Below are 20,075 nucleotides of genomic sequence, written 5' to 3' on the forward strand. Positions count from 1 at the left end.
GTTTAAACCTCGGGGGGGCATGTGCTCCCCTTTTTTTTGTGCCGTGGCGGCCTGTGGGCCGACCAGCTCTTGGGGTTTTGGGTGAATATCCGTTGCTTTGGGTGTTGCTTCTGGCGGTTCCGCTTTTACAGCGGGTCACTTTGGCAAACGCCCCAAAGTAACCAAAAGTCTTGCTCCTACGTACGGCCCTCGCAGGCTCGGGTCCCTTCGCTCCGGGATCGATCCGGGCGCAGCGGCTACGGTTTGCTTCGCTGCACCTACGTCCGCTGTTTCTGGCTGCGCCAGACGGTCGCTGCGCTCCCACGCCCGGATCAATCCCTCCGCTCAGCCTTCCGATGTCGCCGGTCAGGCAAGATCAAGATCAAGGGCACGCGAGCTAACGCTCATTGTTGAGTGGTGAGAAGCGGTTGTTCGGCTTGGATTTCGTGGTGGTTTTCCCCTCACCCCAGCCCTCTCCCCCTGGAGAGGGAGCCGATTTTGGTGGGCTTTGAAATATGCATTCGACTCGGTATCGCATGTTGGCATACGTCTTCCAATCACCGCGATCAGTCCCCTCTCCCTTTGGGAGAGGGCTAGGCGGGCGGCGTTCCGATGAGGGGCTTTTTACTGAATCACCGATAAGGGGCTAACAACTCTAATCAAAACGCCATCCGCCACTGCCCCATCACGCCATGAGTCCGGCTGTCATTGCCTGCTTCGGCTGTGAGGCTGACGCCGACGGTGTGGTTGGCGGAGAGGCCGAGGTCGAGTCCGGTGTCGATGGACAGGCTGTTGCGGTCCAGTGCGGCGCCGGCGATTTCGAAGCGGTTGCCACCTTTGATCAGTTGTTGGTGCGTGTGGTTGTCGATTTCACCGTAGGTGTGTTTCCAGCCGACGCTGAAGCGCGGGGTCAGGTGCATGCCGTTGTCGAGGCGGGTGGTGTGGGCGGTGCGCAGGCCGAAGGTGCTGCTGAGGTTGTCGCGGGTTTGTCCGAAGACTTTGAGGGCTGCGTCGCCGCCTTTCTCGCGATAGCTGTCGCGCTGGTAGCGTTGATAGCCGAGGCTGGCGAAGGGTTCGAGGGTGGCGTGGCGGCCGAAGTTGTAGCCGAGTTCGGCGAAGGCTTGTTGGGTATTGGCGTTGTAGTTGCCTTGCAGGCGGTCGCTGAAGCCGTTGAAGGCGACGCGGCGTTTGCTGCTGCCTTCGTGGCTGGCCCAGGTTGCGCCGAGGCGCAGTGCCAAAGGGCCGTCCTGGCGTACGGCGTAGGCGCCGAGGTGCCAGCTGTCGAGGTCGCCGTCGTACTGGCGGGCGTCGAGTCGGGTCTGTGATTTGCCGCCGAGCAGGCCGACATGCCATTGCTCATCGAGCCGCCAGTCGGCGCCCAGGACCAGACCGTTGGTAGCGTGCTTGAGGTTGCTGTCGACAGCGCGATCGACCTTTCCGCCATAGCCGAGAGCCTGAATCCATACCCGGCCGGTGTCGGCTGCGGCGGATGCCTGGCGAGGCGAGTTGGCAGATGTGTACGTCGAGTCCGGATGATTGCTCAGTTGCTGCATCGCCGAGAGCATGCTCGCGCTTACAGGCGTGATGCTGCTGAGGGTGGCTTTGGCGAGGTTGGCGTTGCTGCCGGCGGCGAGTTGTTCGAGGGCGATGGGGGCGGTGGTCTTGTCGCTGGACAGGAGTGCGGCGACTGCGGTGTTTGCCGGTTTGACCAGCGCAGGCACGGGCTGTTCGATAGCTTGCTCTGCCTGTGCGGTGACGGTTTCTTCGTTGATAGCGACGGGCAAGGATTCGGCAATGGGCATTGACACCAAAGCTGAAGCCGCTATCGAGGCCTGTTCCGGTGCAATCGAAGCGGTAGAGGTAGAGATAGAGGCCGGGGTTTGAGTTGGGGTTGCAGAAGGCAATGGCGCGACAGGCTCGACAATGCTCTCGGCGACCGCCCGGCTGTTGTCACTCGTAGCCACCTCTTCCAGCGCCACGTCATTACGGGCATAAGTCAGTCCGACCGATTTCTTGTTGTATTGAGGTGTAGCGGTCATGAACGCAAGGTTGTTGCGAATGCTGCCGAATTCACCTTCCACGGCGCCCGCTTCGATGATCTTGTACTGGCGGCTCTGCGGATATTCCCCCGACGCTGCAACGATATTCAGGGTAGCGCCGGCGAGCGCGGCAGTGCCATCGACCTTGATCGTTTGACTGCCGGAAGGCGTGACTTCATACGCCAGCTCGGCGGTTGGCGTCAGGCGCAGATCGCCTTTGACCCTCGGCGCCCCAAGCAATCCGTTGACGGTGAGCAGGCCGTCGACATGCAGATTGGTCACCGCGCCTTTGCCAGCAAAGCTGCCGCCGTTATCGACATAGACATCGCCTTTGATACTTCCCAGGTTGGTCAGGGCCGTGCCGCCTTGAACCAGCACACCTTCCTTGAAATCACCTTTGGAACTCGACGTCCAGGCGCCATTGGCGACGACCAACCCGTTGAAGTTGCGCGTGTCTTTCAGCGCGCCTCCCTCAGTCGCATCGAGAAACAGGAAATTGTCGCCCTCGCTACCGTCCAGTCGGCCGGTGAAGCTGGCGCCGTCCTTGAGGCGGATCAGATCGTTGACCGCGGTGCCCTTGAAGGTTTTTTCCGCGGTTTCGAAACCGATGGGCACCGTCCCTGGGTCACTGAGAAAGCGCTGAAATCGTTCAGCAACCTTCGCCTTGGCGCTGGCTTCGGTCGGCTGCGGTGCCGCGATGGTTGCAAGCGGTTCAGCGGCCTCAGAGGGTTGCTCGGCGTTGGCAAACTCTACGCAACCGAGTGCCAGGGAAATGGCCAGCGCCAGGTGTTCTGGTTTACATCCGTGTTGAGTACGCATCAAGGAAAGCCTTTTCCAGAAAGTGAAGACTCAACTCTATGGATGCCCTCAAAAATCCGCTGTCGGCTGCGTCCCGTACGCGTGCAGGCGACGTCGGAGCGTATCGGATGAAAAAGTCCGGCAGTTTTGAAACCGGACCTTTTTTACGTGGCTTGATCGGCGCTTTTTCCTACAGCCTGGCCGGGCTGCGATGGCTGTCGAGGTGCTTAAAACCTCATCTGCCACTGCCCGATCAGCCCGTGGTTGCGGCTGTTGCTGCCGATCTCGCCGCTGTAGCCCAAGCTCAGCGAATGCCGTGCCGAGACCCCGACATCAAGCCCGGCTTGCAGCATCAGGCTGTCGCGATCCAGCGCGCTGCCCTCGACATTGAACGCCGTGCCGCCGGTTACAAACGCCTGGCGCGTCGAGCTGCTGACATCGCCATAGGTGTGTTTCCAGCCGAGGGCCAGGCGTGGGGTGACGCTCATGCCGTTGTCCAGGCTGCTCAAATGCGCCAGGCGCAAACCGAGCGTGCTGCTGAAATTGTCTTGGGTCTGACCGTCGACTTGCAGCGCCGCGGCGCCACCTTTTTCCTGATAGCGGTCGCGGTGGTAGCGCTGGTAGCCGAGGCTGGCGAACGGTTCGGCGTTGAGCCGGCCGCTGCCCATGGCGTAGCCGAGTTCGGCGAAGGCTTGTTGGCTGTCGGCGTCGTAGTCGCCTTTCGGACGATCACTGAAACCGTTGAACGCAATGTGGCGCTGGCTCTCGCCTTGATGGGCGCTGTACGCCGCGCCAAGGCGCAGGGCGAGCGGGCCGTTCTGATGCAGCGCATAAACCCCGGCGTGCCAGCTGTCGACCTCGCCATCGACGCCGCTGGCATCCAGATCGGTCTGCGAGTAACCGCCGAGAACGCCCACCCGCCAGGCCGGGTTCAGCGCCCAGTCGGCACCGAGCAAGCTGCCCTTGGTGCGTTGCTCCAGACCACTGCTGCCATGTTCACCATCAAGCTTGCCGTAGCCACCGATGCCTTGCAGCCAGAGCCGGCCGCGAGCGTTCGGATCATTGAGATTGCGCGCTGCCGCCGGCACGCCACTGGCGGCCAGCACCGGCGTGTCGCGCTGATCGAGACCGACCAGCAAACCCGGCCCGGCCATTTGCTGCATCGCTGCGAGCATGCTGCTGCCGACCTGACTGCTGGCACTGAGCGTGGCGCTGGTCAGGTTGGCATTGCTGGTCCCGGCCAGTTGTTCGATTGCCGTACCGGCGCTGTTTTGAGTGGTGTTGAGCAGGGCGTTGTACAGCGCACTGTTTTTGCCGATCGAGGCCAGGCTGTTGGCGGCATTGTTGCCGTTGGCAGTCGTGGCGAACTCGTTGAATGCTATGTCGTTGCGGGTGTAGGTCAGGTCGACCTGAGTCGCGGTGTAGGCGAGGGTTGGCGTCAGGAACGCGTAATCACTGCTGACCTCGCCGAAGGTGCCGTTGACCTGCGCTGCTTGCAGCACGGTGTAGTGACTCTGCCAAGGGTAGGTGCCGCTGCCGGGATTCACCGCGAGCGTCGCGCCATTGAGGTTGGCGACACCGCCGACGACTACCGGCGCGCTGCTGCCGTCGGCGTTGACGCCGTAGGCGAGGGTGGCGGCTTTGCCCATGGTCAAATCATGAACAATGGTCGCACGCCCCAAGCGGGTGTCGGTGCGCAGGGTGCCGTTGACGTTGAGACTGCCCACCGAGCCGCCACCGGCATAGGCGCCGCCGGCATCGACAGTCAGGGTGCCGGCGATGCCGCCGTGGTTGATCAGGGTGGCGCCATTGCGAATTGCGCCGCCATCGCTGAAATCACCGCTGCCGGTCAGGGTCCAGGCGCCTTCGCGGACCTCCAGCCACTCGAAGTTGCGGCTGGCGCCAAAACTGCCACCGAGCGCATCGTCCATGACCAATCGATCCGTGCCGCTGCCGCCATCGACGATGCCGAGGAAGCGGCTGCCGTTGCGCAGCGTCAGGCGGTCATCGCCGCCGCCCAGGTCCAGCGCCAGGCCGTTGCTGCCGCTGATAGTGCCGCCGTTGATTACGCTGTCGGCGAACTCGCCGACGAACTTCACGCCAAAACCGTTCAGACCTTCGATGCGGCCGAAGTTCTCCAGGGCGGTCGCGGCCAGCCCCGAGTTGCCGCTGCCGTCATCGACCAGAATCGCGCTGTCGGCACCGCTGATCAGTGCGCCTGCGGCATTGAGAATGTAGCCGCCACCCAAGGCGATGCCTTCGCTGCCATTGGCGAAACCGGCCTTGTCCACGCCGCCGGCGCCGACGCCTTGAATGGTGCCGTAGTTTTCGATGTGGGCGAGGTTGTCGATGTCCACGCCATCGCCGTCGCCGTTCTCTTGCAGGCCCGAATACGCGCCGGTGATGGTGCCGTGGTTGATCACCGTGCCATCGCCGTCGGAGCCAAACCCGGAACCGTTGCGTCCAGTGACCTGGCCATAGTTGATCAACGTTGCGCCGAGGTCGGTGGTGATGCCGTGACGACCGCCGGAAATCACCCCGTAGTTGCTGATCGACACGCCGCTGGCGGTATCGACGTCGACGCCGTCGAACTTCTGATCGGCATTGTGCGAATCGCCGGTGGAGATCTCACCGTAGTTGGTCAGGGTGGCGTTGGCGCCGGTTTTCATGCCGTCGCTGGCCTCGCCGCGAATCAGCCCGCCGGCGCGATTGATAATCGTAGTCGTCACCGCATCGCTGCGCAGCGCATCCAGATCCAGACCCTGGCCGGTGGTCGAACGGATCACCCCGCTGTTATCGATCAACAGGCTGCCGCTGACGAAGTTGCTGTCGATGCGCAAGGCATCGTTGGCCCCCAGAATCTGCCCGCCACTGCGGTTGTAGATCGCGTAATTGCGCGCCTTGCTCTCATCGCCACTGCTGTCGATGGCCCGGCCGCCGCTGGAGACGATCTTGCCGGCGTTATCGATCACCACACCGGCACCGCTGGTGCTGTCTTTCAGGCTCACGGCCTTGCCACTGTTGGTGATGCTGCCCCGCGCCGAAATCGTCAGCGTGTCGCTGCCGCCCAGGGTTTGCGAGGCGGTGGTGGCGGTGTCGATCTGCACGGTTTCACCGTGAGCAGTGGTGGCGCTGATCAGCAGGGCAATAGTGAGAGGCAGGCGCTGTGGCGGAAACGGCATGAAGGGAAGGCCTTTTTCTTATGGACGGGCCGTCCTGTATAGCGAGGGGTTTTTACAGAATGATGTCGGAGTCAATCTGCATTGTTTTGCGCGCCGTATAAGCGAAACAGTCCGTTATCTGCATTTTGTTGCAGATTACCCACCTCCAGTCCTTCTGAAATGCACTATATTGCATTCGGCGACACTAAAGCGCTGAGTTAAGTGCATTTAAATGCAGACGGGCGAAACCATGTACAACCTGACATTACAGATTTTCACAGCCGGTATCTGGCACGACGCGATGGTTCTGAGCTTCGATGATCCTGAAAAGGGCTTCGCGAGTCGCTGCAGCTTCGGCTATGAGACGGACTACCTCGCAGAAAACATCGACGCCATAGGCTCGCCTTTCTCCAACGCGGTGAGTGCTCTGTATCCGCTGGACTGGAACGGTCGGCGCTCCGAGACACCGGCATTTGTCCACGACATTGCCCCCGCAGGCGCAGCCAAGCGGTTCCTGCTTGCACGTCTGGGACAGGAAAAACCCGCGGATATCAGCGCCGATCTGTATCTGCTCGGGCGCAGCACCCCGGCCCCTATCGGCAACATGCGCATCAAGGAGTCTGCTGCGGCTGTGGATGAACGCAAGCCTATCGGCTTTACGCGAGAAGACGTCATTCACCGTGACCAGCGCTTTCTTGAGTATGCCTACGAATTGGGCGCGGCAATCGGTGGGGCGACCGGGGCAGGCGGGGAAGCACCGAAATTATTGCTGGTCGAAAATCACGCGGGTCTGTTGTACCCCGACGCGGTATTGAGTGATGAAGACGTCAGGCAGCATTGGTTCGTGAAATTTGCCCGGAATCGAGGTGGGCTGACCGATCAGGACATCCTGCGCAGCGAATTCCATTACTACAAGGCGCTGCAGACGCTGGGCATCGACACGATCGCGGAGGACGGCCTGGCATTGGAGGAGGCGAACAAACCGAGTTTGTGGATGCACCGCTTCGACCGTAGTGTCCAGAACGGCGAAGTCAGCCGTTTTGCTGTCGAATCGATTTATTCGCTGGCTCAGGTGACGACGCCGGGCAGCGCCATGAATCATCTGGAGGTTATCCGCCTGCTTGCCGGTCTCTGGCGTACAGCGGGGCAAACCAGCCAGATTCCTGACCTTGTCGCGGATTATTTGTGTCGAGACCTGATCAACAAGATTCTCGGTAATTCGGATAACCACGGGCGCAACACCGCGATCATTCGCGAGGCAAACGCTTTTCGCCTTGCGCCGATTTATGACTTGGCGCCAATGGTCATGGACGATGAAGGCGTGACCCGTACGACGAAATGGCCAAGAGAGCTGGAGAGGGCGGGAGACATCGATTGGCGAGGCGTGTGCCGCGTACTGGTGGATATTGCCGAGCCAGGCGACCCGTCGGCAGTGAGTGACGAGTCAATGCTGTTTGAGCGCTTGCGCCAAGAGGCTCAACGCCTGTCGGCGCTGCCGGATATTCTGGCTGACAGCGGTCTGCCAGCCAGAACAATGAACCATCCCGGCGTCCACCTGAAAAATCTGCAGCAACGCTTGAATGATTGGGGATTGAAATGAGCCTGTCTGTGGCTGAGCGCACGGCGCTCATCGAAAGCATCCAGCAAGCCCTGGCCCAAGGCACGCTGGACATCGGCGAAGCCGTGCGTCGACTACGGGTGGAAGTGACCGGTTTGCATCAGACCCAGTTCGCGCGGATGTGCAAGATCTCGGTGCGGACGCTGGTGCATATCGAGCATGGCGAAGGCAATCAGACGCTCAAATCGTTGAATGCCGTGTTTCGTCCGTTTGGTATGAAGATGGGCGTGGTGCGGATTCACCGGGATAACAGCTGACTCCCGCACGGGGCAGGGGCTCGCTGTTTCAACTACGCCGCACGTACGCCTTGCCGTAATGCCGCTCCATCTTCGCCTGAATCAATTCCAGTCCAATCGACATCAGCCAATAGATGATCGCCGCGGTGGTGAGCATTTCGATGTAGCGATAACTCGAGCGGCCGTACGACTGGGCGAGAAACATCACTTCCCAGACGCCCATCACCGAAATCAGCGACGAGTCCTTGAGCATCGAAATGAACTGATTGGTGGTCGGCGGAATGATGGTGCGCATGGCCTGGGGCAGGGTGATGCGCCAGAAGATCACCGTCTCGCGCATACCCAGCGCCAGCGAGGCTTCGCGTTGGCCGTGGTCGACACCGAGGATGCCGGCGCGAAAGATCTCGCTGAGGTAGGCGCCATAGTTCAGTGACAGGGCGATGATGCCGGCGACGATCGCACCGGGGACGAGGCCCAGTTGCGGCAGGCCGAGGTAGATCAGCAGGATCTGGATCAGCAGCGGGGTGCCGCGAAAGAACGAGGTGTAGAAACTGGCGATACCGAACGCCACGGCGCTGCTCGACAGGCGCGCCAGTGCCGTGACGAAACCCAGCAGCGACGAGGCGACAATCGAGCAGACGCACAGAAACAGCGTCAGCGCCGCGCCTTGCAGAAAGCCGTTGGGCGCCAGGTGCAGGCCGACCAGGTTGGGCAGCTTGTCGAGGATGATCGAGAACTTCAGGTCGAAGCTCAGAAAGAAACCGGCGAACAGGCAGAACAGTGCGGCCCATGTCAGGTACAGCCGTGTGCGAAAACCGAACAGCCGCTGCAAGCGTGATTCAGCCACCGGTTGCGGTGGCTGTGGAGGCGTCGGGAAAGAGGTCATTGGCTGATATCGGCGCCGATCCATTTCTGCGACAACTGGCTCAGGGTGCCGTCCTGCTTGAGCTGCGCGAACACCTCACGGACTTTCGCGTCCCACTGCGCATCGCCCTTTTCGATGGCCACCGAGTTCGGCTCGGAGTACAGCGCTGCGCCGGCCAGTTTGAAGCGCTTGTCCTGATTCAGGCGTGGCTGTGCAGTGACCAGGTTGGTGAGGATCGCATCCAGACGCACGCCGGCGCCGAGCCCCAGATCCTGAAACGCGACGTTGTCGGTGTCGTACGGGGCGATCTGCACATCCTCGAACGGATACTGCAGTTGCGTGTCTTCGGCACCTTCGATGATCAGGTTCTTGTTCAGATAGCTTTCGTAACTGGAGGCGCTGGTCAGGCCGATTTTTTTGCCGCTCAGGTCCTTGGCGCTGTGAATCCGCTCATCCTTGGCGTTGACCACGATGACTGCCGGCGAAGCGTAATACTCGACCGGGAAATCGAAGACCTCGGCGCGGGCCTTGCTCGGTGTCATCGAGCAGATGCAGATGTCGTAACGTCCGCTCCAGCGGCCGGCGGCGATGACGTCCCAGGAGGGTGTCTCGAGGCGCAGCTTGACGCCCAGTTTGTCGGCCACGGCTTTGGCGACATCAACGTCGAAGCCGTCGAGCTGGTTCTGCTCATTGAGGAACGAGAACGGCGGATAGCTTTCCATCAGCACACCGACCAGTTCTTTGTTCTGCTCGACGCGATCCAGGGTGGCGCCGGCAAAAACTTGTGTCGAAGCGGCGAGCAGGGTCAGGCCCAGAGCCAGTAATGGTTGCAGTTTCACGGGCGATCCCTGAGCAAAAAAAGAGGTTGTCATTAACCGAATGGTGAGCATTAAATAGTTATAACAAAGACTCTGGTAGTGAGTTTTTTTCATAAGCATATGAGTGAAAAGCATATGGGTGCAGCAAGCACAGTGATTCTCGATGGCGGCATGGGCCGTGAGTTGCAGCGCGCCGGGGCGCCGTTTCGTCAGCCCGAGTGGTCGGCGCTGGCGTTGAGCGAAGCACCGCAAGCGGTCGAAGCGGTGCATGCCGCGTACATCGCCAGTGGCGCCAATGTGATCACCACCAACAGTTACGCCGTGGTGCCGTTCCATATTGGCGAAGCACGCTTCGCCGCTGAAGGCCAGGCGCTGGCGGCATTGGCCGGAGAGCTGGCGCAACGTGCGGTGCACGCCTCGGGCCAATCCGTGCGCGTGGCGGGTTCATTGCCACCGCTGTTTGGCTCCTATCGCCCGGATCTGTTCGAGGCCTCGCTAGTCAGCGAATTGCTGACGCCGTTGGTCCAGGGCCTGGCGCCGCATGTGGATCTGTGGCTGGCGGAAACCCAGAGTTCGATCGTCGAAGCCCGAGCCATCCACGCCGGATTGCCGAAGGACGGCAAAGCGTTCTGGCTGTCATTCACTTTGAAAGACGAAGACACCGATGAGGTGCCGCGCCTGCGTTCCGGTGAGCCGGTCGCTGAAGCGGCGGCGGTGGCGGCTGAACTCGGCGTCGAGACGCTGCTGTTCAATTGCAGTCAGCCGGAAGTGATTGGCGCAGCGATTGATGCGGCGCGCGCGACCTTCGAGCGTCTCGGCGTGAGCATCCATATCGGCGCCTACGCCAATGCGTTTCCGCCACAGCCCAAGGAAGCGACGGCCAACGACGGCCTTGATCCGTTGCGTGAAGACCTCGACCCGCCGGGTTATCTGCAATGGGCGAGGGATTGGCAGCAGCGCGGCGCCAGCCATTTGGGCGGTTGCTGCGGCATCGGCCCGGAACACATTGCGGTACTGGCGCAGCAACTGCGTCCTTAAACCATACCCGATTAATTGTGGGAGCGAGCCTGCTCGCGAAAGCGCTGGGTCAGTCGATGCAAGGGTGACTGAACCGCCGTCTTCGCGAGCAGGCTCGCTCCCACAGGGTCGCCTGTGAAGGCTAAGTTCGGCACTCGGCCAGACCTTTGACCTGACCGGCCGGCGTCTGATTGTCATCGCTCAGCCAGCGCTCGAAGCCTGCGCCAATCGCCGGCCACTCCGAATCGAGAATCGAATACCACGCGGTGTCGCGGTTCTGGCCTTTGACCACCATGTGCTGGCGGAACACGCCCTCGAAGCTGAACCCCAAACGCTCGGCCGCGTATCTGGAGCGGGCGTTGCCGTTGTTGCATTTCCATTCGAGACGGCGGTAACCGAGCTCAAAGGCATACTGGCCCAGCAGATAAACCGCCTCGGTGCTTTTCGGCGAGCGCTGCATTGGCGCACCGAACGTGACGTGGCCGATTTCGATACGGCCCTGCGCCGGAACGATTGACATCAGGCTGAGAATGCCTTGCACCTGACCGGTTGCCCGATCGACAACGCTGAAAAAATACGGGTCGCTGTTGGCTGCGTGATTGTTCAGCCAATCGTTGAATGCACTGCGCTCGGGAAACGGGCCGTACGGCAAATAATCCCAGAGTTTCGGGTCGGCACCGGGGCCTTCGAGGGCAGCGTACAGCTCATCGGCATGCCGCGCCGGGTCAAGTTTTTCCAGGCGGATGAAGCGGCCTTCGAGAAGGGTGGCGGTGGGGGCGGGGACGCCTTTCCAGTCAGCGAGTGAAGCGGTCATGTGCGCGTCTCCTTAGAGGGCTTTGCGAAACTGGATGAAGCCCGGGCGTTCGGCGATCCGTTCGTAGAGCTGAATCGCGGTGGCGTTGGTTTCGTGGGTCAACCAATGGACTTTGCCACAGCCGTCGGCTTTGGCATTCGCGTAGACATGTTCGATGAGCAAGCGGCCGACGCCACTGCCGCGGGTTTCAGGGACCACCAGCAAGTCTTGCAGGTAGCAGGAGTTTTCGATGCTCCAGTTCGAGCGGTGATAGATGTAATGCACCATGCCTACCGCTTTGCCGTCAGCCCAGGCCAACGCGGCATGGGTGGGTTCGCTTGGCTCGAGAAAACGCTGCCAGGTACTGTGCGTCACCGTGTCCGGCAGTTCGGTGTTGTAGAAACGCAGGTACGCCTGCCACAACGGCAGCCACGCGGCATGGTCAGCGGCGCCGACCGGGCGAATGTCGATCTGACTCATGGTGATTTCCTTAACGCATCAAGCGGGCGAGGGTTTGATCGTTGACGTCGGGGCTGGCGGCGAGGCCGTCGCGCACCCCGGCAATATCTTCGGCACTGCGGTTCTGGCTGAGCTTGCGTTTGCCTTCGAGACGCTCGATCGGAATGGCGAAACCGACGATGGCCTTGAGCATGCCATCGATGTAATCGGCAGGCGCGTCGGCGACGGCCCAGGGTTGTGCACGGCCAGCTTCGTGGCGGTCGGTGAGGGTGCTGACGATGTCGAGCAGGCGCCCGCCATCGCTGAATGTCTCGGCATGCCCGTAGGCGTGCACGGCAATGTAATTCCAGGTCGGCACGACTTTGCCGTGTTCGGCCTTGCTCGGGTAAAAGCCCGGGCTGATGTAGGCGTCGGCGCCAGCAAAGATCAGCATGGCTTCGGCACCGTCGCGCAAGTCTTTCCACTGTGGATTGGCCTTGGCCAGATGCCCGTACAGCGTGCCGTATTCGCCTTGTTCACAATGCAGCAGCACCGGCACATGGCTGGCTTGCAGGCAGTTTTCGCCATGGGTGACCAGAATGGCGAGGCGGGTGGCGAGGATTAGCTCGTGCAACTGGGACAGTTCTTCGATGGCAAAGGCGCGCGGTGTATACATGACAGAATTTCCTTGGCGAATGCCTGCATCCTAGGCAGGCTATTGGTCTGTTGTAAGAGCCATTGCTGACCAATTTCATAGGTCCATTGTCATGCCTGATTCAGCGCTGCTGTCCATGCCGTTCAATCCGGCCGGTATTGAACTTGATCGCCGTCTGGGTCTGAGCCGCCAGCTTTATCAGGCTCTGCGCCTGCGGGTTCTGGATGGACGCCTGGCGAGTGGCACGCGGTTGCCGGCCAGTCGTGATCTGGCGGCGGCGCTGGGCATTTCGCGCAACAGCGTGGTACGCGCTTACGATCAACTGTATGCCGAAGGGTTTATCGAAGGGCGCGTGGGCGACGGTACTTATGTCGCGCAATTGGTGCCGACAGCCACGCCGCCGAAAAAACTATCCACAAAACTGTCCACAGGCTTTTCAACAAGCTTACCCACAGCCTTATCCACAAATCGGCTGGATTTCCCTGTAGTTTCATCCAGTAAAGTTATCCACAGCGGCAGTTTTTCGCGCATCGAAAGCAACCATTTACCACAACCACCGAGCGGCCCGCCACGGGCATTCCGGGTGGGTGTGCCAGCTTTCGATCTGTTTCCGTTTGACGTCTGGGCCAAGCTGAATGCGGCTTTCTGGCGCAAGCCGGACCTGGAGCAACTGTGCTACGGCGATCCCTCCGGCGATCAGCGTTTGCGCGCAATGATCGCCGCGTACTTGCGCAGCTCACGCGGCATGCAGTGCTTAGCTGAACAAATTGTGATCACCAGTGGTGCACAACAAGGCATTAGCCTTTGTGCACAGTTACTGGTGGAGCCAGGCGACAGTGTTGCGATCGAAAATCCGGGTTACCGCGCCGCCGGGCATGCCTTTGCCGTGGCGGGTGCGCGTCTGCGCGGAATTGCCGTGGATGCCGAGGGCATGGACTGCTCGGCATTATCGGCCAGCGACGATTGTCGCGTGGCCTATGTGACGCCCTCACACCAATACCCGACCGGTGTAGTGATGAGCCTGGCGCGGCGCCTCGAATTGCTGGCGTGGGCCGAGCGCAGCCAGGGCTGGATCGTCGAGGATGACTACGATGGAGAATACCGTTACACCGGGGCGCCGCTGGCACCGTTGGCCGCACTCGATCGTCAGGGTCGGGTTTTATATGTGGGCACATTCGGCAAGGTCGCGTTCCCGGCATTGCGCCTCGGTTATCTGGTGCTGCCGCCGGCACTGGTGGATGCCTTCTCGCAACGCCGTGCGGTGGATGTCCGGCATTCTGAAGTCAGCACTCAAGCGGTGATGGCCGAATTCATGGCCGCCGGGCATTTCCAGCGGCATATCCGGCGCATGCGCCGGGCCGCGTTGAGCCGCCGCAATGCCCTGCTCGACGGCTGGCCACGTGGAATTGAAGGGGTGGGCGAATTGCCCGCCGTCTCGGCCGGGCTGCATTTGACCGTGGCGGTCGAAAGCCTTGAGCGCGAGCGACAACTGGTCGAACAGGCTGCTCGCGTCGAGGTAGAGATCAATGGCTTGAGCGCTTACTGGCTTTCAGACTCCAGCGCGCCGGCGGATCAGCGTGCGGGGCTGGTGCTGGGTTTCGCCGCCGTGCCGGAACCGGCAATCAAAGCGGCGTTGATTCGCTTGCGACAGGCGTGGCGGGCGTGATGAATAGCGCTTGCGCAGACTTGTCGGAGATGCCGCTGCGATGAATGTCGATCAGCGCCTGATTGGTGAGAAGGCGTGGCTCATAGGCCCCCGGCATGTGTCGCTGGGCCACGGTTTTCATATGGCCGAGGGGAAACGGCACGACGGGCGCCTGCGCGCTGCTGTAGTGAAAATGCGCATAACAAATTGGCTTGTGGGTGTGGGCGTCGCGTATTTCGTATTCGTCGAGAAAGTCGGCGGTCTTACCCTTCAAGCGCTTGCGCGTTACCGTTTGAGAAAACGTCACTTCGCCCTGGTCTTTGAGCCACTGAACGCCGGCGGCCGTGGGGGCTTGTTGCTTGACCATTCTGATACGCGTGCGCAGGCCTTTCTCGATCAGACCGGTCGCGGCCTCGTCCAGCTTGTGGCCTAGCGCTTCGGTCGGCTCCTTGAGGTCGGCGGTCAGGTTGCTGGCCGTCAAGGCTTCATCGATGGCCGCATTGGCTGTGCGCAGAATGGCAGCCTGTTTAAGATATTCCTCCTCGACCTCCACCGGTATCCGTGGACCTCGTTTGAGCCAAGCCTCGGTGCGCCGGTGGAAAGCGGCCAGACCGTCGATCAGTGCCTGACCTTCACGAATGCTTTTGTTGAGACTCGGTGTGGCCTTGGCCGGCGCAGGTTTTACCGTGCGCTGTTCGACCCAGACGCCTGGTGACTCTTCCTCGAAGGTAGCGATGACGCCGGTCAGGTGGGTGCGTATCTCGACCAGACCAGAGTCTTCGCCGTCGACGCTTTTTTTCCGCTCGCCGACCAGCACGCCGCGCGATCGGGTCTTGATGATCCGGCGCGTCGATGCCGATGCGGATGCCGGCCGTGATGGACCCGGTTGCGGTTCGAGCAAGTGTTTGTAACGCAGCAGCTCGACCAGTTTTACATCGGCGCGAGCCTTGAATTCGTTGACCCGTTTGCGCACCAGCTCCAGTCGCTCGGAATTGATGTGCTCGGGATAGTCGATAAGCAGATCGCCAAAACGCTGATCGATGGAAGTGAACCGTTCGGCGGCCGTGCTCAGTACTTCGGTGCGCTCGCGCAGGTTGTCGAGACTTTCGTCAGCAGTCAGGTTGAGCGTGCTCTGGATGCTGAGCGCTGCCTCCTCAATCAGCGTGCTCAGGCTCTGATAAGCGTTGGCGCTCGACGCCGAAGCACCGGTCTTGAGGCAGATCTCCTGACCAAGGCTGATCTGCAACAGCTTGAGGTCATTGAGATCATAGCCAGGCAATGCGTCACGATAGGTCTTGATGATCCCGGCCGCATCCCGGCCGAGCAGGGCCAGCTCATCGAAACGGCTCTGCGCCAGCTCCACTTTTTCCATGATGGCCTGGGTCTGGTCGGTCATTGTTTCGAACGTCTGTACGAACGCCTGAGCCTCGAAGCGGGCTTCGTCGGCGAGCATGGTCTGCATGGTTTTCAGGCTGGCCTGGAAGTCGTCCGAATGCAGGCCGAGCCATTCCTGGCCGAGAAACAACTGCATCTCCAGCCGCTGCATCATGACCGTGCGGTAATTGGGTATGGGCTCCTTGTGATTCAACGCTTTGATCTGTTCGATGTTCTTGCCATAGGCCTGGATTTGCGCCTCGAGCGTTGCCAGATAGCGCTCCCGCGCCGCGGTCTGCGCCGCCGGTAACGCTGCGGTGAGTGCGGTGTGGTCGGCGTTGCGCTGTTGTTGCTTGGCATCCATGGTCTTGTCGAACGCATTGATTTCGGCGGTCAGCTGTCGGGCGCCCATCTTGTTGACCTTTTGCAGTTCCTCGAGGGCACTGCCGAGTCCACCGCCACGCAGGCGCAAGCGCAGGTCGATCACCCATTCGCCGTTGGCGGTGCGGGCGAGCAATGGCCCGACCCGCGCAGCTTGCTGGCGTGAGTCGATGATCTGTACGTCGCCATGCTCATTGAGCATGACCTCGAACCAGCGTACGCCGACGGCCGCGAACCATTGCTTCTGGCGCGGATAAAGGTGTCTGTGCGCGCCGTTGCTGGCTGCAGCTCCGATGCCTTTGGGCTTGGCAATCTGAAAACTGTCGAGCAACGCCGTCAGAGCAACGGGCGAGCGTTTCAGCGGGGTGAAGCGATTGACCGATATCTCATGCGCGATGGGCAATGCGCCGTCGACGACGTCAGGCAATTGCGCGGGCTTGCTGGCGGGCAGCTCGGCGGTCGGGGTGATTGCCGGTGCTTCTTCGATGATCGAATCGCTGCGTGGCTGGTCGCTGACCGCTGCGCGATGGGCCAGCACCATGCCCAACGCCAGCAGGATATCGGCGAGCGCGGCCCAGTCGATTTTACCGGATTGCTCGTTGGCCACATCGCTGATCTCTTGCAAGTCGTCCATGATCTGCCAGATCCACGCCGCCGCGCCAAGGCTGCGACCCATGAACGGCAATGCGGCGTTGAACAGCAGCCAGCCGCCGCTTTTCAGGGTTGCCCAGCGTGACTCCGCATCGGAAACCGATTGACGGTCGGCCTGGGTAATCACCGCCTGCACGTTGCGTTCATGCAGGCTCGTCGGCACATGGTGTTCAATATGCGCCATTCCCAGCGCGACGGCGCCGGACATGTCGAGCGCTGCGGTGGGATTGACCAGTAATTGGGGAATCGTCCACACCGAAGGCAGGCTGGCAGTGAACACGAACTGGCTGTAATTGAAACGCACGTCATCCGGCAGCCAGGCCAGCACCGACTCACGCAAGTCGCGTGAATGCTGGATCTGATAAAGAAGGTTGGCGTGGGAAGGGAATTGCATCAGGGCCATTTCGAACAGCGGCCGGTACAGCACGCACGGGCCTTTGCTGACCTCGCGCGGGCCGATGATGAACATGTTTTCAACGGTGTCGGCCCTGGTGCTGGAACGACGAGCGATAAACGCCAGCGGACGAATAACAATTTCATCGTGATCGACGTGACGTTCATCGTCAGTGTTGGCCAGGGCGGCGGCGACATAGCGGTAACCCTGTTCGGTGATGCCGGCCTTGCCCTGGATCTTGTGTTGCAACGCCAGCAGCGGCAACTCGATACGCAGCTGGCTGGTATAGAGCGTTTGCAGCGCTGCGGCTTGTTCGCTGTCGTCGATCAGCATTTTCTGCAAGTGCGCGGGGTAGGTCTTGCCGATGTCGACGCTGCTCACCAGTTGTTCCAGATAGCTGGCGGTCATCCATTGCGGCACGTCGCTGCCATCCTTGTAGCGCACGGTTTTATTGCCGATCGGCTGTCCCGCGAGGTTCTGCAAAGCCAGTTCGATCAGCGATAGCGTGCGCGTCTGGGTATTGCCCGGCAAGACGAACGTGCCCCAGACCACCAGGCTGGTGATGGTGATCTGAATGTCCTCGATCTTCACCTCAGCCGCTTTCGGATGGTCCTTGAGCAGCTGCTGTTTCAGGGCCTCCTGAGTGAACGCTTGCAGACTGACGACTTCGCTCTGGAACGTTTTGCCTTTGTTCTCATGCTGCACCGTGGTCAGGTCCAGCAGATGGCGGCTGTAGCGGGTCTGGTCGGCCGCAGGTGCGTTGTCGAGCCACGCTGGCAACATCGGACGCAGGCGCTCGTAATGCGGTTTGAGACGCGGGGTCGGTCCCTGATGATTGCCAGCCGTTCCGGCATGCGGATAGGTGTTGCGCAGGCGCGTACCCTGGAAAAAATTGATCGCACCGAGGGCATCGGCTTCCAGAGCGATCAGAGAGCAGGCCTGATAATCGAAGAAATCGCCCTGCGGTTCGACCAGCCGCCATTTCAAATCATTCCTGGCAGTGGTGTCCCAGTAATGGCGTGGCAGGGTCTCGCCGAGCTCTTCCAGCGACTCGAAGTTCTTGAAACCGTGAACCACCGAATGCGTCATGATCAGGGTGCGCTGGTCATCGACGCCGATCAGTACTGCGGTATCGAGCAAGGTCAGATGTTGCTGCGCATTGCCTTCGCCCTGGTCGATATCGATCAGGCAGGCGCGGGTCTTGTACTTGTCGGCAGGCAGTCGCTGGGCTTTGTCCGGATGGTTGTAGAGTGCGGCGGCCATGGCCTGCTGATCGGCGTCTCGATCAGGGGCCGCGTCGCTGCTCCACAGGTTGCGCAAGGCTTGCGACATTTGTTGCCAGCGTGGTTGGCCGGGATAGGTGAACTCGTCCCAATAGCTGACGTGCTGTTCCTTGTAGGCAATGAACAGCAACGGCGCCAATTGGTTGAGCAACTGACCGATGGCGCTGATCTTGACCGGTAACTGGATGGCGGATGGCTGGTCGGGCTGGCGGGTCAGGTAATGTTCGCCGTCGAGGTAGGTCACGGTGGTGCCGGTGAACCCCAGGCGTACCAGTGTGTCGGTCAGCGACTCGACGAGATGGCGACCGGGCACGACCTGGCCAGCCTGAAGGGTCCAGGTCGGTCTGACGACCATGCTCGATTGCGGATCTATATCCTGATCCGGGTACAGTTTCTTCAATGCCGGGCGCAAGGTTTTCGAGGCGACTTCTCGCAGCGACGGACCGGTGACCAGTTGAGTGATGATATCGATGCTGCTGGGCGAGGGGATTTCGGGCATGGGCAAGTCCTGCTCTGATAGGCGCACACCGGAACGGCGGCGGTATCGGGCAAGGTAGTGGCGGGTCGTGTGCGGGCTGCGGTAGATAACTATCGCAGGGCAAAAAAAAGACCCGCATCGGCGGGTCGTTTGGCGGTTCCTGGCTGCCGGGATTTACCGTTCGAAACCTTCCAGCACGTTCACTGCGTTGATGCCGATTTCTTCCACGGCATAGCCGCCTTCCATGACGAACAGGGTCGGTTTGCCGAGCGCGGCGATGCGTTTGCCCATGGCCAGGTAGTCGGGGCTGTCGAGCTTGAATTGCGAGATCGGGTCGTCCTTGAAGGTGTCGACGCCAAGCGACACGACGATGACGTCAGCGCCGTAACCCTCGATTTTCGCGCAGGCCCGCTCCAGCGCGGCGCTCCACACGTCCCAGCCAGAACCGGCCGGCAACGGATAGTTGAAATTGAAGCCTTCACCAGCGCCTTCGCCACGCTCATCGTCATAGCCAAGGAAGAACGGAAATTCCGCTTCCGGGTGGCCGTGGATCGAGGTGAACAGCACGTCGCTGCGCTGATAGAAAATCGATTGGGTGCCGTTGCCGTGGTGGTAATCGACGTCAAGGATCGCAACCTTCGTGTGGCCCTGATCGAGGAACGCCTGCGCGGCGATGGCGGCGTTGTTGAGGTAGCAATAACCGCCCATCAGGTCACTGGCGGCGTGGTGCCCTGGTGGCCGGCACAGCGCGAAGGCCGCGCGTGCGCCACGCTGGATTTCTGCTTGCGCGGTCAGGGCCACTTGCGCCGCACTGTACGCCGCTTGCCAAGTGCCGGCAGTGATTGGCGCGCCGCCGTCGAAACTGTAATAACCGAGCTGGCCATGCAGACTGGTCGGCTTGATCGCGCGCAGGGTGCGCGCCGGCCAGGTGTACGGCAGCAAATCACCGTCAGTATTGAATTCGGTCCAGCGCGCCCAGGCACCTTTGAAGAACTCCAGATAATCGCGGTCGTGAATGCGTGCGATCGGCTCCAGACCGAAATCCTGCGGCGCTTCGACCGGGCCGAGATTCTGGCTTTTCACTCGCTGCAAAACGTGGTCGGCGCGTGAAGGCATCTCGAAGCAGGGTTTAAGCTGACCGTCGATAAGTTCGCAGCGGCCATGGTGCAGGTGGTGATCGTCCGAGTAGATCGTCAGCATTTATTGTTCTCCGCAAGGCTGGTTCGGTGGCCTTCAGTGTTGCGGCGCAAGGTCAATTGGAGAACGGCAGGAAAGGCCAAAAGGGGACAGATCTGGCCAAAAAAGCTGACCTTAAATCGCCCCTTCGATTCGAATCCACCCTCCATCAGCGCTTGTAACAGGGCCCCTGTAGGAGTGAGCCTGCTCGCGATAGCGGTCCGACAGATACAGATTATTGTCGGGAAAGATCGCAATCGCGAGCAGGCTCACTCC

At 60.9% G+C, this 20,075-nt stretch carries 13 protein-coding genes; 4 read left to right on the top strand and 9 right to left on the bottom strand.

Going from position 1 to position 20,075, the window contains the following annotated elements; all coding sequences use genetic code 11:
- Window positions 1–638: 638 nt before the first annotated feature.
- Window positions 639–2,837 (bottom strand): autotransporter outer membrane beta-barrel domain-containing protein, encoded by a 2,199-nt coding sequence (locus J3P93_RS00485; protein WP_434594186.1) that lies wholly within the window; start codon window positions 2,835–2,837, stop codon window positions 639–641.
- A 206-nt stretch (window positions 2,838–3,043) separates the two neighbouring features.
- Window positions 3,044–5,998 carry an autotransporter outer membrane beta-barrel domain-containing protein gene (locus tag J3P93_RS00490; RefSeq protein WP_434594189.1) on the bottom strand — a complete coding sequence of 985 codons (2,955 nt, stop codon included), beginning with the start codon at window positions 5,996–5,998 and terminating at the stop codon, window positions 3,044–3,046.
- 229 nt (window positions 5,999–6,227) lie between these two features.
- Here J3P93_RS00490 and J3P93_RS00495 point away from each other — a divergent pair, with 229 nt between their 5' ends.
- Entirely contained in the window at window positions 6,228–7,577 is a 1,350-nt protein-coding gene (locus J3P93_RS00495) for a HipA domain-containing protein (RefSeq protein WP_434598515.1), read from the top strand.
- A complete protein-coding gene (locus tag J3P93_RS00500; protein WP_090287690.1) occupies window positions 7,574–7,852 on the top strand; it encodes a helix-turn-helix domain-containing protein in 279 nt (92 codons plus the stop codon). Before J3P93_RS00495 ends, J3P93_RS00500 begins: the two co-directional genes overlap by 4 nt.
- Window positions 7,853–7,880: 28 nt before the next feature.
- Here J3P93_RS00500 and J3P93_RS00505 read toward each other — a convergent pair whose 3' ends face one another.
- Entirely contained in the window at window positions 7,881–8,717 is an 837-nt protein-coding gene (locus J3P93_RS00505; RefSeq protein WP_434594193.1) for an amino acid ABC transporter permease, read from the bottom strand.
- Complete coding sequence (locus tag J3P93_RS00510; protein ID WP_434594196.1) at window positions 8,714–9,535, bottom strand: ABC transporter substrate-binding protein; 822 nt, start codon at window positions 9,533–9,535, stop codon at window positions 8,714–8,716. Before J3P93_RS00510 ends, J3P93_RS00505 begins: the two co-directional genes overlap by 4 nt.
- Window positions 9,536–9,649: 114 nt before the next feature.
- Here J3P93_RS00510 and J3P93_RS00515 point away from each other — a divergent pair, with 114 nt between their 5' ends.
- Window positions 9,650–10,552: a homocysteine S-methyltransferase family protein gene (locus J3P93_RS00515; RefSeq protein WP_434594199.1), complete on the top strand. Its 903-nt coding sequence runs from the start codon at window positions 9,650–9,652 to the stop codon at window positions 10,550–10,552.
- Window positions 10,553–10,673: 121 nt separating this feature from the next.
- Here the strand turns inward: J3P93_RS00515 and J3P93_RS00520 are convergent, their stop codons facing one another.
- From J3P93_RS00520 to J3P93_RS00530, 3 genes are read right to left on the bottom strand one after another with little or no spacing between them, the layout of a single operon-like run.
- Window positions 10,674–11,345 carry a GNAT family N-acetyltransferase gene (locus J3P93_RS00520; RefSeq protein ID WP_434594202.1) on the bottom strand — a complete coding sequence of 224 codons (672 nt, stop codon included), beginning with the start codon at window positions 11,343–11,345 and terminating at the stop codon, window positions 10,674–10,676.
- Window positions 11,346–11,357: 12 nt separating this feature from the next.
- A complete protein-coding gene (locus tag J3P93_RS00525; RefSeq protein WP_434594204.1) occupies window positions 11,358–11,804 on the bottom strand; it encodes a GNAT family N-acetyltransferase in 447 nt (148 codons plus the stop codon).
- Window positions 11,805–11,814: 10 nt separating this feature from the next.
- Complete coding sequence (locus tag J3P93_RS00530; protein ID WP_434594206.1) at window positions 11,815–12,438, bottom strand: FMN-binding negative transcriptional regulator; 624 nt, start codon at window positions 12,436–12,438, stop codon at window positions 11,815–11,817.
- Window positions 12,439–12,529: 91 nt separating this feature from the next.
- Between J3P93_RS00530 and J3P93_RS00535 the strand changes: the two genes are divergently transcribed.
- Window positions 12,530–14,083, top strand: coding sequence for a PLP-dependent aminotransferase family protein (locus tag J3P93_RS00535; protein WP_434594209.1), 1,554 nt, complete (start codon window positions 12,530–12,532; stop codon window positions 14,081–14,083).
- On the opposite strand, the gene J3P93_RS00540 is transcribed toward J3P93_RS00535, so the two are convergent.
- The gene (locus J3P93_RS00540) at window positions 14,040–18,644 is read right to left on the bottom strand and encodes a dermonecrotic toxin domain-containing protein (RefSeq protein WP_434594212.1); all 4,605 of its coding nucleotides are present in this window, start codon (window positions 18,642–18,644) and stop codon (window positions 14,040–14,042) included. The genes J3P93_RS00535 and J3P93_RS00540 overlap by 44 nt on opposite strands.
- 153 nt (window positions 18,645–18,797) lie before the next feature.
- On the bottom strand, window positions 18,798–19,823 hold the full coding sequence (locus J3P93_RS00545) for a histone deacetylase family protein (RefSeq protein ID WP_434594215.1): 1,026 nt from the start codon (window positions 19,821–19,823) through the stop codon (window positions 18,798–18,800).
- Window positions 19,824–20,075: the final 252 nt, after the last annotated feature.

Origin of the sequence: Pseudomonas sp. R3-57 (assembly GCF_051132065.1) — a bacterium.
GTDB lineage: Bacteria > Pseudomonadota > Gammaproteobacteria > Pseudomonadales > Pseudomonadaceae > Aquipseudomonas.

Excerpts from the sequence above, each read along its gene's own strand:
- J3P93_RS00485 (WP_434594186.1), bottom strand. The coding sequence starts at position 2,837 with ATGCGTACTCAACACGGATGTAAACCAGAACACCTGGCGCTGGCCATT.
- J3P93_RS00490 (WP_434594189.1), bottom strand. The coding sequence starts at position 5,998 with ATGCCGTTTCCGCCACAGCGCCTGCCTCTCACTATTGCCCTGCTGATC.
- J3P93_RS00495 (WP_434598515.1), top strand. The coding sequence starts at position 6,228 with ATGTACAACCTGACATTACAGATTTTCACAGCCGGTATCTGGCACGAC.
- J3P93_RS00500 (WP_090287690.1), top strand. The coding sequence starts at position 7,574 with ATGAGCCTGTCTGTGGCTGAGCGCACGGCGCTCATCGAAAGCATCCAG.
- J3P93_RS00505 (WP_434594193.1), bottom strand. The coding sequence starts at position 8,717 with ATGACCTCTTTCCCGACGCCTCCACAGCCACCGCAACCGGTGGCTGAA.
- J3P93_RS00515 (WP_434594199.1), top strand. The coding sequence starts at position 9,650 with ATGGGTGCAGCAAGCACAGTGATTCTCGATGGCGGCATGGGCCGTGAG.
- J3P93_RS00520 (WP_434594202.1), bottom strand. The coding sequence starts at position 11,345 with ATGACCGCTTCACTCGCTGACTGGAAAGGCGTCCCCGCCCCCACCGCC.
- J3P93_RS00525 (WP_434594204.1), bottom strand. The coding sequence starts at position 11,804 with ATGAGTCAGATCGACATTCGCCCGGTCGGCGCCGCTGACCATGCCGCG.
- J3P93_RS00530 (WP_434594206.1), bottom strand. The coding sequence starts at position 12,438 with ATGTATACACCGCGCGCCTTTGCCATCGAAGAACTGTCCCAGTTGCAC.
- J3P93_RS00535 (WP_434594209.1), top strand. The coding sequence starts at position 12,530 with ATGCCTGATTCAGCGCTGCTGTCCATGCCGTTCAATCCGGCCGGTATT.
- J3P93_RS00540 (WP_434594212.1), bottom strand. The coding sequence starts at position 18,644 with ATGCCCGAAATCCCCTCGCCCAGCAGCATCGATATCATCACTCAACTG.
- J3P93_RS00545 (WP_434594215.1), bottom strand. The coding sequence starts at position 19,823 with ATGCTGACGATCTACTCGGACGATCACCACCTGCACCATGGCCGCTGC.